Raw genomic sequence first — 12767 nt, 5'->3', positions numbered from 1 at the left:
TGGAGTGGAGCCAGCGTCACTCCTAGGGAATTTAGTGAACTGCACCCAAAATATTGGACTTAAAAAATCTAATACAGGGGGTGCAGTTAGTGATTTCTGATGAACAAAAGTTAGCCGCAGTTCTAGCTTACATTGAAGAAAAGGAAAGTACGTATCAGATTGCCAATAGATTACAGAGGGATCGACAGTACGTTCGATTATGGATTGAATTATATCGATACCATGGCATTGAAGGAATTATTCGTCCTCAAGGGTTCACGAATTACGAAGATTCTTTTAAAATAAAAGTAATTCAACACCTGATAGAGACGGGCGATTCGCTCCTTCAGACTGCTGCGAAGTTTAATATTCCTTCTCGTGAAACCATTCGGAGATGGAAAAAACAGTGGATGTCCAAGGCTGGAAAGGTGCTCTATCAAATAGAAAAGGAGCACCAATCAATGCCAAAAAAACAACCACCTTCGTCCGATTTAAATGAAAAAACAACGGAAGAGTTAAAAGCGGAAATTGAGTATTTACGGATGGAAAATGCCTATTTAAAAAAGTTGAAAGCCTTAGTTCAAGAAAAGGAAGCATTCAAACCGAAGAAAAAATGAGAGCTGTGTATGAGCTAAGGCTGGAATTTCCACTTCAAGCTCTATTAAAAGTGGCAAAAATCAAGAAAAGTACGTATTATTATCATCTTCAAAAATGGGTAAAACCAGATAAATATCAGGCGATCAAAGAACGAATCCAGACACTTTTTCATCACCATAAGGGGCGTTATGGCTATCGTCGTATTTGTCTTGCCCTCCGAAATGAAGGTTTTTTCATCAACCATAAAACGGTACAACGATTGATGCAAGAATTGGGCTTAAAAGGGACGGTACGCCCTAAAAAATACCGTTCGTATAAAGGGACAGTCGGCTATGTCGCAGAGAATGTCATCCAACGTGATTTTGAAGCCACTGCATCCAATCAGAAATGGGTAACCGATGTCACAGAGTTTAAAATAAACGGTCAAAAAATCTATGTATCGGCTGTATTAGATTTATTCAATCGAGAAATCGTTGGATATGAGGTATCAAAATCACCTAATTTTGAGTTAGTTCAACAGTCTTTTAAAAAGGCGTTTACGTATACAAAGTTATCGAAAAAGAGTGGCTTAATCATTCATTCTGATCAAGGATGGTTATATCAAATACCCCGTTTTAAAGCGTTATTAACAACGCATGAAATCAAGCAAAGTATGTCACGGAAAGGAAATTGTTTAGATAATGCCGTAATAGAAAGCTTTTTTGGTATTCTGAAATCAGAATTTCTGTACACAACTACGTTTAAAAACTATGTAGAATTTACAAAAGCATTAGCAGATTATATTTACTATTACAATCATGAGCGGATTAAAAGAAAACTCAACGGAAAAAGTCCCGTTGAGTATCGAAAAGCTTCGTAAAAAAGTTTATATTTTTGGGGTCAGATCATTAGCGTCACAGATGAGACCCTGGATGAACGTAGGTGAGTGAAGCGGCTCATCGGACGCCCTGGAAAGGACGCTGGCGGAACAGAAGTCAACCTCTCGCCTTGCAAAGTTGCTTTTTCTGCCGTTGACATCATCTTTTTCAACCAAAAAGAAAGTCCAATGAATATGAGAAATTCATTGGACTTTTTGTTAATTACTATTGTCGATATGGCAGTATCTCGGATACAGTCACAAATTCATAGCCCTGCTCTTGTAAATAGGCAAGAACAGCGTCAAGTCCGTCTGCAGTGGATTGATGAATATCATGCATTAAGACAATGGCATTATTGTGTAAATTATTTTTTACGTGTGGCAATAGCTGCTGTGCATTTCGATGTTTCCAATCCAATGTATCAATTGTCCATAGCACAACAGGGATAGGAATCTCGGCATTAATTGTGTCATTAGTTGCACCGTATGGTGGTCTAAAAACTGTGGCATCTTGATTGATTGCCTTCTCAATTTCAGTGGCAGTCGTGTTATATTCTTTCATCACTTGTTCCTGCGTAAGCTTTGTTAAGACAGGGTGGTTCCACGAATGGTTTCCAATTTCATGACCGCGCGCAAGAACATCTTTTACGATGTCAGGATAGTATTGTACACGACTACCGAGCATGAAGAAAGTAGCCTTTGCGTGATACTTATCAAGAATATTTAAAATTTGCTCCGTCACTTTTGGATGTGGTCCATCATCAAATGTTAAAGCAATACGTTTTTTATTCGGATCACCAGTTGGTGGTGGATTAATTGGTTTTACATTTTCCATTGCGATTTGAAATTCGGAGGCTAACAAAGGGTTAATAAGCGAAAGGGGTAGTTTCACTATTGGGGTACCTGCTGCTCCACTAGCAATCTCATATTCATCGAAATAGATTTGTAATGAATCATCAACAATAGCAAAGCGATTGAAGTTAGACCATTTTGGTTCGGTAGCTTTTAATAGTTCATCGTTGAAAAGCTCATCCTTTAATTGGAGGTTTTTTTGCAAATCTTTTCGGACGTTTACAGCCAACGTAGATAAGTTATTCTCATCATTTTGTAAGAGCGTTTGGATTGTAATTTGTTCGCCCGTTTCGTTGTTAATGAAGAATGTTTTTGTGGAGACTTCGTGATTGGCTCCACCTACATATAGCATTTTTGTTAGCACAAAGGAATAGTAATGCTCTCGGTACGGAAAAGTTTCTAGACTAATATTTAATTCACCCATAGCATCTGTATCTTTATTTTTCTTCATCGATGTTAGATAGTTTTCTTTTGAATCCGATATGTATTGTAATACGGCATCATTAAAAACCTCGTTATCTGTTTGTGGGTAATGTATAGCAAATGGTGTTCGTTTGTCATTTGAAACGTCTGTAACAATACGTATGCCTGGAAACGCAGAACTTTCGGTCGATAAATGACTATTCACCGATTCCGTCTCGGATTCTTTTGAAGCACTAATCTTTTGAAACTTAAAGTCATCCTTTGAAAGGATGATAAAAAGTATAATAGTTGTTAAGGTCACAATAAGGCTAAGTAATAAGAAATCAATTATTGGACCGCGTCTTTTTCTGCGTTCCTGCATGGTTTTGGATACGCTCCCCTCTTTTTTTATTTTCTATACAATCAGACGTGCCAGTCATTAAAAAAGTTATACAAATCTAGAATCTTTTTATGTAATTATGTGGAAATTTATTAAGATCGCTTTTTCTTCAAGAATTAGCGAATTAATTGTAGTTGTACTTCTATTTAAGAGGTTGTAAAATACCTACTAAAATAGAAAAAACACATGCGTAATATTAGTGTAACTGTAAAAATAAATTGAAAGATAATCCATTGCTTAAGAAAAAATTTTCAGTTGAGTTTTTATTGGCAGTTCGTTAATATTGGCAAGGAACCTTTTGAAGGAGGCAGATAGCTGCAATGGTCTTACAAGATGCGGATAATGAACTTACGATTGACTGTTTATTGCTTGCAGGACGCATTATGATTGAAAGTGGTGCAGAAACATACCGCGTCGAGGATACGATGCTGCGTATGGCACATTCTCAAAATATGCCAAATGCTCAATGTTATGCCACGCCAACGGGCATCATTTTTTCGTTAGGCAAGACACAGCCAACAAGAATTACATCAATTCCCAGTAGGGTTACAGATTTGCAAAAAATCGCCTTGGTAAATTCAGTATCTCGTAGACTCACATCTCAAATCATAACATTAGAAGAAGCTTATGACGAGCTAAAGTCGATACAAAAAACAAATTATTTTTTACCAACTTATTTACAAGTTTTAGCAGCTGCGCTTGCTAGTGGTTGTTTCCTTATTATGTTTAAGGGTGGATGGTCGGATTTTCCGATAGCTTTTTTGGCAGGCGGGCTCGGTTTCCTAGTACTTGTATTCATTAATCATTTAACAAGGGTAAAGTTTTTTTCTGAATTTACTGCATCACTCGTCCTCGGCTTTGTTGCCTTCTTTGCAGTAAAGTATGGTTATGGTACTGAACTTGATAAAATTATTATTAGTTCCGTCATGCCACTAGTACCAGGTATTTTGATTACAAATGCTGTTCGTGATTTAATGGCAGGTCATTTTATGTCAGGGATGGCAAAGGGAGCAGAGGCCTTTTTAACAGCCTTTGCTATTGGTGCAGCAATCGCCGTCACACTAGGATTTTAGGAGGCGGATAATATGCAGATGATGGACATTATTATACAATTAATAGTTAGTTTTTTTGCGACAGCTGGGATTGCCATTATTTTTAATGTTCCTAGAAAAACACTACTTCATTGCGGACTCGTTGGGGTAATTGGCTGGATTATATACTATGTTCTAACAGAGCAAGGCATGGATGTTGTCAAAGCTTCTTTCTTTGGCTCATTTGTCATTGCCATCGTTGCTCATTTATATGCCCGACGCTTTAAAATACCCATGATTATTTTTATTGTTGGGGGAATTATACCATTAGTACCAGGGGGCATGGCTTATAATGCAATGAGAAATGTGGTAGAAGATGATTACTTACAAGGCTTGCAATATGGCTTAAAGGCATTTTTAATTACAGGTGCTATTGTTATTGGACTAGTTTTTGCAGAAGTAATTATCCAACTCATATTCCGCTCAGTTCGTTCCAGTAAAGTAAAATTACAAAAGGTTTATAAAAAATAGAAGGAGACTGCGTGCTAAATAAACGCAGCCTCCTTCTTCATTATTGTTATTTTGTCAGTAATAGTTCAATCTCTTCAGGTGTAACAGGTTTACTAATATAATAGCCCTGAATGGCATCGCAGCCGTAAGTGATTAATAGATCTGCTTGTTCAGCTGTTTCTACACCTTCAGCGACCACTTTCAATTCCATGGATTTACCTAGTTGTACCATACCATTCATAAGCTTTTGGCTCTTTTCGGATTTTAAGAGTGAATTTGTAAACGTTTGATCGATTTTTAATGTACTTATTGGTAAAATTTGCATATATCTAAATGAGCCGTAGCCAGTACCGAAATCATCTAATACAAAAGAAATGCCTTCGTTTTCAAGCTTACGCATTTGCTGTGCAATAGACGTTGCGGCTTCAGCTTCTAAAGCAAATTTTTCAGTAATCTCGATTTGTAATAGGTTCGCTGGACAACCTGTTTTTGTAATCATTTCAAGTATAGATTTTGCCATATTCTTATCACGGAATTCGCGTACAGAAGAGTTAATAGATACTTTTAAATCATAGCCAGCCTTTTTCCAAAGTAATGCTTGTTCACAAGCCTTTTCCAGCATGAAGGACCCAATATTATTAATTAGGCCTGTTTCTTCAGCGATAGGAATTAACTCATCAGGCGTTACGACACCTATGACCTCATCTTCCCAACGTACAAGTGCTTCAACAGCAGTAACTTTTCCAGAATACACATCGATTTGTGGCTGATAGAGTACCTTCAAGTTCTTTTGGTCAAGTGCTTGGAGTAAGCGCTTTTCAATTAATGCTTTACGATTTAAAGCTTTATGTGTTGCTGTTGATAAAGAAACAATTTTATCTCCGCCAGCCTCACGGACTGTTGAAATAGTAGCAATGGATGCCTTCATAAGCTGAGAGAATGTTGATTGATCCTCAGGATATCTAGTTATGCCACCACTAATAGAAATTGGTACAGCAATATTGCCGCTATAAATCGGATGTTGTTGTAAGTAAGATAAAAAGCCTTGAATAAACCATTCACTTAAAGGCGTAATGACAACAAAATCATTTTCATTTATACGAGCCATCGTGCTATCTTGGAAATACATTTTTATACGATTTGTAAATTCAACAATAAGGCTTTGATCGATTTGTTGATCATGTAATTCTTTAAGTGTATAAAATTTATCAATACTTAGATAAACAAATGAAAAGTGTCTCTCATCGTCAATCATATTGGTGATTACTTTTTCAAGTCGATGTGCATTCATCAAACCAGTTTCTGTATCGATGTAAGCAATTTTTTCAAGTTGGTGTTGAATCGTTTTTGATTTAGTTACATCCTTTTCAATTAGGATAAACTGTTGTTCATTTGTTTCAAGATTAACGAGGGGGATAGCCGTTAGTAGCACCCAATAGGATTGCCCCGTTTTTGTAATTTTTTCAACTTCTCCTTGCCATGTATGACCATTATTTAAATTACGCCAGATCGTATGTGTTATTTTTTCACTCATTTCATTATCAGGGAACAGTTGCCAAAAGGTTTTGCCGATAACACGCTTTGGGGTCCATTGGCTTGTTTTTAGAAATTCATTATTACATTCCAAGATAAATCCATCGTGATCGAGTGTAACAGTCATAAAGGTTGCATCTAAACCTTGCTTAAGGTTTACAAAGGTATTGCATTGAGAGATAGCCTGCGTCATTAATTCTGGGAGCATAAAAATCAATAGAATAAAACGTTCTCCCTCATCTGTAAAAGGTTTAGCTAGCAGAGCTGTTGTTATTTCTGCATTTGAAGTTGTGTGTACTTGAATTTTTTCTAGATACGTACTGTCCTCATTTTGTAAAATAGATTGAAGTGTTTCGACAGGAAGCTGACGCAGTAGATTTTCGTGTATAGATGGAGTAGTATTTCCTTTAATATCATTAGCTGATAAGCCAATCAGATGTTCAGCACTCTTTCCCCAGACTGTTGCTTGTCCATCTTGATTAATGATAATTGCAGGAAAAGGAAGTGAATTTAAATAATGTTCATCAATCGTAAATGATTTATGCATATGACTCATGATTATTCGATCTCCTTGGGTAATCAATATATACTAATATTATAGATAATAATCGGGAATTAGTCATTATGAATATATTTGTAAATATTTGATAGTAAAAATTAATAGGACTTTTCTAGTGAAATATAAGAAATGATTTGAAGAAAAGTAACAATTTTTAGTACGTATATAGGAAGCAGGATTGGTATGAAACGTTTAAAAGGAATAATATTTATCGTCTCGGGTGCTATGTTATGGGGAGCAACTGGCCCTTTAATGGAGTGGTTGCTTAATCATACACCTTTGACTGTATCCTTTATGTTAACAATCCGTTTATCGGTTGCAGGTATATTACTACTTACATATTTATTGTTAACAGGAAAAAATATTTTTGGAATTTGGCAGCACAAGCTATGGGGGAGGCAACTCATAGTTTTTGGTATTGCAGGTATGCTTGGTGTCCAATTTACATTTGTTGCTGCAATTAATGAAAGTAATGCTGTGCTTGCTACCTTACTACAGTTTTTAGCGCCAATATTTGTTGTCGCGTATGTCTCTCTTAGTTTAAAGAAATGGCCACCAAAATATCAAGTGTTAGGTATTATTGGTACCCTTATAGGGTTATTTCTGTTACTAACGAATGCATCATTTGAAAGTTTACTTATTAGTCCAAAAGCCTTGATATGGGGAATAGGAGTAGGCTTAACATTTGCATTTTACACCTTGTATCCTGCACGCTTAATGAAGGAATGGAGTGTGCTTTTAGTAGTGGGCTGGGGGATGCTGGTGGGTGGCTTCACTTTGGGCTTAGTAAGCCGTGTTTGGCAGCAGTCCACTCAATGGGTTGTTCTAGTAGATTTTAAAATTTTAATGTTATTAGTTGCTTTAATATTTTTTGGAACAGTAGCTTTTATATTGTTTTTAAGTAGTATGAAATACATTACGGCAGTTGAAACGAGCATTCTTTCTAGTATTGAACCATTAACAGCAATGGTGATCTCTGTTATTATTTTCGGTACTTCTTTAGGTTTTTGGCAATTAATAGGAGTATTCGTTATGCTTGTTTGTGTAACCTGGCTTTCTATAGCAGGAGAAAAAGCATAAATATACTATAGTGTTAGTAGTTTTTAACTATCATTAAATTTTATCTACCAACAAGGGGGAAAGAATATGAAAGAAGTTTTTTCCTATGTAAAGCCATATAAATGGACAGCTATTTTTGCTTTATGTTTAATGCTTTTAGAGTTATTTGTAGAGCTTGTGCAGCCACTCATTATGGCAAAAATAATCGACGAGGGAGTAAGGGCACAAAATCAAGGAATGGTTTTGCAATGGGGGGCTGTTTTACTTGGACTATCTTTTGTTGCCTTTCTGGCGGGCGTTATCAATTCTTATTTTTCTTCACATACAGCTCAAAGCTTTTCATATGATCTTCGAAATGCCCTGTTTGATAGGATTCAATCCTTTACGCTAGCAACCTATCAAAAATTCTCCACTGCATCGCTTATTACTCGATTAACAAATGATGTTACACAGGTACAAACGGTGCTGTTTATGAGCTTACGTATTATGCTTCGAGCGCCACTTGCTGTGATAGGAAGCATTATTATGGCTTTTGTCGTAAATCCGAAATTAGCTTTATTTTTAGTTATTGGTGCACCGATCATTTTTATTTTTCTTCTTTTTATGGTGGCAAAAGGTGTGACTTATTTTGGGCGTGTACAAAAGAGGGTCGATCGTTTAAACAGAGTTTTACAGGAGAATTTACAGGCGATACGATTAGTAAAGGCTTACTTAAGAGGGGCATATGAGGCTACACGCTTTGATGAAGTTGCATCACGGTTAAAGGTTGATACTGTGAAGGCCTTACGCATAATGGAATATATTATGCCGGTTCTTTTGTTCATTATGAATATGAGCCTGCTCGCAGTTTTATGGTTTGGTACAAAACAAATTGCTACAGGAACAACGCCACTTGGTGATATTGTGGCTATTGTGAATTATGCAATGCGTATGACAGGCTCATTTTCAATGTTCGCTTTTATTATTATCTTCTACGCACGTGCAAAGGCATCTGCAGAACGTATGGCAGAAATCCTTTCCGTTGAAAATGAGGTTGAAGATACATCTCTTTTAGAAGAAGTAGGTCATGCCACACAATATGGAGAATTAACCTTTGACCATGTTAGTTTTACTTATCCAGGAGGAGATGTTCCTGTTCTGTCAGATGTGAGCTTTCAAGTTAAGTCTGGCGAGAAACTAGCGATCATGGGGGCAACTGGTGCAGGAAAATCAACATTATTACAGCTCATTCCTCGGTTCTATGAAGTAACGCAAGGCAGAATACTTGTGGAAGGTCAGGATGTGCAACATTGGGATTTACAAGAGTTGCGGGAAGTGATTGGCTATGTCCCCCAGCAGTCATTGTTATTTACAGGAAGTATTGCAGATAATGTGCGTTGGGGAGATACACAGGCTGAAATGGATGCTGTATTACAGGCTACAATGCAGGCGCAAATTCATGCATCTGTTGAAGATTTTCCAAATGGTTATGATACCAAGGTTGGGCAAAAGGGTGTCAATTTATCTGGGGGGCAAAAACAGAGGTTATCTATAGCTAGAGCTCTTTTAAGAAAGGGACATATTTTAATGCTTGATGATAGTACTAGTGCTTTAGATGTGAAAACTGAACAGTCTTTGTGGGCGGCACTGAGTGAAGAAAAAGCAACGATGCTTGTTGTTACACAAAAAATACGTACAGCTAAAGGTGCAGATCGCATTTTACTGATTGATGCTGGAAAAGTAGTTGCTTATGGCACACATGAAGAGCTTTTAGAGACTTCCTCGCTTTATAAAAAAATAGCTATCTCTCAACAGGAGGTGGAGGATTAATGGGATTTTTCCAGAAACCTTTTGGCTATGAACCGCTTTTGACAAAAGATGATCTGAAACAGGGTGTGAAGAAAAAGAAGGGGCCACGTGCAGCTGATTGGAGAAGTACATTGCTGCGGTTATGGAAAATTGTCGACGAACAACGTGCACTGCTTATTGTGGTGCTCTTATTAGTGATGATTAGCTCCATATTAGCTTTAGTTGGTCCTTATGTAATCGGTCAAATGATTGATCACTATGTTATGCATGGCGAGCTTTCAGGCTTAGATAAAGGGATTGGCTTATTAATTGGTATTTATGTGTTATTAGCCGTTTCACTTTTCCTACAAAACTATTGGATGATTGGCATCGCCCAGCAAACGATCTATAGATTAAGGACAAGTGTATTCACTCATTTTCAAAGACTGCCAGTGGCATTCTTTGATCGTCGTCAGCATGGAGAATTGATGAGTAGAATGACGAATGATATTGAAGCTGTCAGCTCAACATTGAACAGTTCCTTTATTCAGGTATTTTCAAGTGTTCTTACGCTTGGTGGAACCGTCATTATTATGCTCAGTTTAAGCCCATTGCTGACAGTTCTGACGATGATCATTATTCCACTGATGTTTTGGGCGATGCGATGGATTACACGTCGTACAGCACCACTGTTTAAAGAACAGCAGGTAGCTATTGGCGCCTTAAACGGGATGATCGAAGAAACAATTTCAGGACAGCGGATTGTGAAGGCATTTTCACAAGAGGAGCGAATGAAAGCAGAATTTCGTGAAAAAAGTTTGCGCTTAAAAAGAACTGGTTTTTGGGCACAGACATACTCAGGTTATATTCCTAAAGTTATGAACTTCTTAAATAATATGAGCTTTACCATTGTAGCAGGTGTAGGAGGAGTTCTTGCGTTATATGGACATGTATCGATAGGGGTAATTGTTATATTCACTGAATATGCACGACAATTTACACGTCCTTTAAATGATTTAGCAAACCAGTTTAATACAGTACTGTCAGCCATTGCTGGTGCAGAACGTGTATTTTCCTTGCTTGATGAACAACCAGAGGCAGAAAATGTGTCAGCACAAAAGCATCAGCTATTGGGACATGTAACGTTTAAGCAGGTGTACTTCAAATATGAACTAGAAGAAGAGGGGTACACACTAAAAAATGTAGACTTTAAAGTGGAACCTGGTCAAACGGTAGCCCTTGTTGGTGCAACTGGGGCTGGTAAAACGACAATCCTTCAACTTATTGCAAGATTTTATGACGTCTCAAAGGGAGAGGTATTATTTGATGGTATAAATGTACAGCAAATTGATCGACAATCCCTTCGTTCACAAATGGCCTTTGTCTTACAGGATCCATTTTTGTTTGAGGCTTCTGTTCGCGAGAATATCCGATATGGTAGACTGGATGCGAGTGATGCAGAGATTGAGGAAGCGGCCAAGCAAGCTAATGCACATGAATTCATTATGAAACTAAAGGATGGGTATGATACTATTCTTGCAGCGGATGGACGCGAGATTTCCCAAGGCCAAAAGCAATTACTTTCTATAGCAAGGGCACTTATTGCTGATCCGAAAATTTTACTATTGGATGAAGCGACAAGCAGTATCGATACTGTGACAGAACTGGCGATACAAGAGGCACTCGATACGTTAATGCAAGGGCGCACGAGCTTTGTGATCGCGCATCGTTTAAATACTGTCCATAATGCCGATATGGTCTTAGTGATGCAAAAAGGGGAATTAGTGGAGGCTGGACCTCAGCAAAAGCTAATCGAATCAGGTGGTCTTTATGCACAAATGCTGCATTCATCCTCACACCATCTTGAGGAATAGATGGAAAAAGAGCAATTTCATTTGAAGTTGCTCTTTTTTATTGAATTAAAATGTTATTAATTTGAATAAATGGTATAATTATTATATAACATTATTAAAATATGAAACAGTAGATAGTTTAAAAGTAATGGGTTGTGAAAGAATAAATATCTCTATTTTAGAAAAATTAGTATATTATTTCTAGTAAATTTCAGTCATTTTACTGAATTTTTATAGTATAAATCCTTTTATTTTTCTAATATTTGAAGTAAAATTCTGATTAATAGCGGGTATTAATATATTTTGTTGCCAGCTTATTTTCATTCTTGCTACAATAGGGCAATAGTCTGTTACAGGAACGGAGTAAATGATGAATATTTCAGTGATGACAGTGTCTTTTCCATTAGATGGAGAAACATTGAAAGAAGTAAAGTTATTATGTGAAGAAGCAACAGTTCAAGATTATCGAGTCTATGAAACCATTATGAATGTACCAATGGCTAGCTCTTTCGAGAATAAAGGCTTCATGGTACTAGCGTATGAGGATGATAAGGATTTACTAGTTGGTGCTGCTAGTGCTATCGACTTAATGGGACTTCATACATATGAGTGGTCATTAGTGGTGACACCTGCATATCGACAAAAGGGTATTGGAACTGCGTTAGTTGAGGGTATACAAGTAGGGCTAAAAGAAAGAGGGGCAGAGGGGCAATTAGCTGTAGTAATTGATGGTTCCCCTTATGGGCACACATTTATTGAAAACAAAGGGTTTACCTATAGTTTTTCAGAAACGACCCTAGAAACAAAAGCAGAGCCTGTTACATTACGAAGTGATATAAATATTCAAGCCTATAACGGAGAGCAAGCTGAACTGATTACTATTTATTGTGAGGCTTTTGGAGATCTACCCGAAGAATCAGAAGAGCTTATTGCTTTTAATACATCAACAAATGGAAGAGAGCTTTGGGTTGCTTACAGAGATGGTGCAGTTGTTGGCACAGTGACTACAGCTAAGGAAAATGAAATCCAGTGGGTAACAGCACTTGCTGTACATCCAAATTGTGAAGGACAAGGTATTGGGACAGCCCTTCTTTCCTTTTCAAAGGATTATGCGAGTAAGGTTGGTGCAGCGTTTGTCATGCTAGATGTAGAAGTAGACAATAAAAAAGCACTTTCTGTCTATGAAAAAGCAGGCTTTATGAAAGCACAGCAAATTGATTATTATGTAAAACAATAGAAAAAAGGGCGATGAGAGGTATTTAATATCAACTCATCGCCCTTTTTTATCATAATCACGTACTATCTTCATATAATATTAATAAGCTTTAAGAAAGGAGTCGTGATCATGCGCATGCCAGCATTGCCAAAG

Annotated in this window: 10 protein-coding genes; 8 read left to right on the top strand and 2 right to left on the bottom strand. The window is 37.2% G+C overall.

From position 1 onward, the window contains the following. The first annotated feature begins 89 nt into the window (after positions 1-89). A complete protein-coding gene (locus tag ACMGGO_RS20750; protein ID WP_066038258.1) occupies positions 90-596 on the top strand; it encodes a helix-turn-helix domain-containing protein in 507 nt (168 codons plus the stop codon). After that, the gene (locus tag ACMGGO_RS20745) at positions 593-1435 is read left to right on the top strand and encodes an IS3 family transposase (protein WP_066038259.1); all 843 of its coding nucleotides are present in this window, start codon (positions 593-595) and stop codon (positions 1433-1435) included. Before ACMGGO_RS20750 ends, ACMGGO_RS20745 begins: the two co-directional genes overlap by 4 nt. A 223-nt stretch (positions 1436-1658) precedes the next feature. On the opposite strand, the gene ACMGGO_RS20740 is transcribed toward ACMGGO_RS20745, so the two are convergent. Beyond that, positions 1659-3068, bottom strand: coding sequence for a polysaccharide deacetylase family protein (locus ACMGGO_RS20740; RefSeq protein WP_420282219.1), 1410 nt, complete (start codon positions 3066-3068; stop codon positions 1659-1661). A 338-nt stretch (positions 3069-3406) separates the two neighbouring features. Between ACMGGO_RS20740 and ACMGGO_RS20735 the strand changes: the two genes are divergently transcribed. Beyond that, the gene (locus ACMGGO_RS20735) at positions 3407-4159 is read left to right on the top strand and encodes a threonine/serine exporter family protein (protein WP_288583040.1); all 753 of its coding nucleotides are present in this window, start codon (positions 3407-3409) and stop codon (positions 4157-4159) included. A 12-nt stretch (positions 4160-4171) separates the two neighbouring features. Continuing rightward, positions 4172-4648, top strand: coding sequence for a threonine/serine exporter family protein (locus tag ACMGGO_RS20730; RefSeq protein WP_081010948.1), 477 nt, complete (start codon positions 4172-4174; stop codon positions 4646-4648). 46 nt (positions 4649-4694) lie between these two features. Here ACMGGO_RS20730 and ACMGGO_RS20725 read toward each other — a convergent pair whose 3' ends face one another. Next, entirely contained in the window at positions 4695-6716 is a 2022-nt protein-coding gene (locus ACMGGO_RS20725) for an EAL domain-containing protein (protein ID WP_054549078.1), read from the bottom strand. Positions 6717-6902: 186 nt separating this feature from the next. On the opposite strand from ACMGGO_RS20725, the gene ACMGGO_RS20720 reads away from it, so the two are divergent. The 4 genes from ACMGGO_RS20720 to ACMGGO_RS20705 all read left to right on the top strand — a co-directional run bounded on the left by ACMGGO_RS20720 (position 6903) and on the right by ACMGGO_RS20705 (position 12635). Then, the gene (locus ACMGGO_RS20720; RefSeq protein ID WP_259949294.1) at positions 6903-7799 is read left to right on the top strand and encodes a DMT family transporter; all 897 of its coding nucleotides are present in this window, start codon (positions 6903-6905) and stop codon (positions 7797-7799) included. 66 nt (positions 7800-7865) lie between these two features. After that, positions 7866-9587, top strand: a complete 1722-nt coding sequence (locus tag ACMGGO_RS20715) for an ABC transporter ATP-binding protein (RefSeq protein WP_048393307.1) — start codon at positions 7866-7868, stop codon at positions 9585-9587. Beyond that, a complete protein-coding gene (locus tag ACMGGO_RS20710) occupies positions 9587-11419 on the top strand; it encodes an ABC transporter ATP-binding protein (RefSeq protein ID WP_066038238.1) in 1833 nt (610 codons plus the stop codon). Before ACMGGO_RS20715 ends, ACMGGO_RS20710 begins: the two co-directional genes overlap by 1 nt. Positions 11420-11765: 346 nt before the next feature. Next, positions 11766-12635 (top strand): GNAT family N-acetyltransferase, encoded by an 870-nt coding sequence (locus tag ACMGGO_RS20705; RefSeq protein WP_233436290.1) that lies wholly within the window; start codon positions 11766-11768, stop codon positions 12633-12635. Positions 12636-12767: the final 132 nt, after the last annotated feature.

The organism is Lysinibacillus sp. BNK-21 (assembly GCF_048684915.1).
GTDB classification, from domain to species: domain Bacteria; phylum Bacillota; class Bacilli; order Bacillales_A; family Planococcaceae; genus Lysinibacillus; species Lysinibacillus capsici.
The sequence above is the reverse complement of the archived record's forward strand: the minus strand, read 5'-3'. Positions and strand labels throughout refer to the sequence as shown.

Excerpts from the sequence above, each read along its gene's own strand:
- ACMGGO_RS20745 (WP_066038259.1), top strand. The coding sequence starts at position 593 with ATGAGAGCTGTGTATGAGCTAAGGCTGGAATTTCCACTTCAAGCTCTA.
- ACMGGO_RS20740 (WP_420282219.1), bottom strand. The coding sequence starts at position 3,068 with ATGCAGGAACGCAGAAAAAGACGCGGTCCAATAATTGATTTCTTATTA.
- ACMGGO_RS20735 (WP_288583040.1), top strand. The coding sequence starts at position 3,407 with ATGGTCTTACAAGATGCGGATAATGAACTTACGATTGACTGTTTATTG.
- ACMGGO_RS20730 (WP_081010948.1), top strand. The coding sequence starts at position 4,172 with ATGCAGATGATGGACATTATTATACAATTAATAGTTAGTTTTTTTGCG.
- ACMGGO_RS20725 (WP_054549078.1), bottom strand. The coding sequence starts at position 6,716 with ATGAGTCATATGCATAAATCATTTACGATTGATGAACATTATTTAAAT.
- ACMGGO_RS20720 (WP_259949294.1), top strand. The coding sequence starts at position 6,903 with ATGAAACGTTTAAAAGGAATAATATTTATCGTCTCGGGTGCTATGTTA.
- ACMGGO_RS20715 (WP_048393307.1), top strand. The coding sequence starts at position 7,866 with ATGAAAGAAGTTTTTTCCTATGTAAAGCCATATAAATGGACAGCTATT.
- ACMGGO_RS20710 (WP_066038238.1), top strand. The coding sequence starts at position 9,587 with ATGGGATTTTTCCAGAAACCTTTTGGCTATGAACCGCTTTTGACAAAA.
- ACMGGO_RS20705 (WP_233436290.1), top strand. The coding sequence starts at position 11,766 with ATGATGAATATTTCAGTGATGACAGTGTCTTTTCCATTAGATGGAGAA.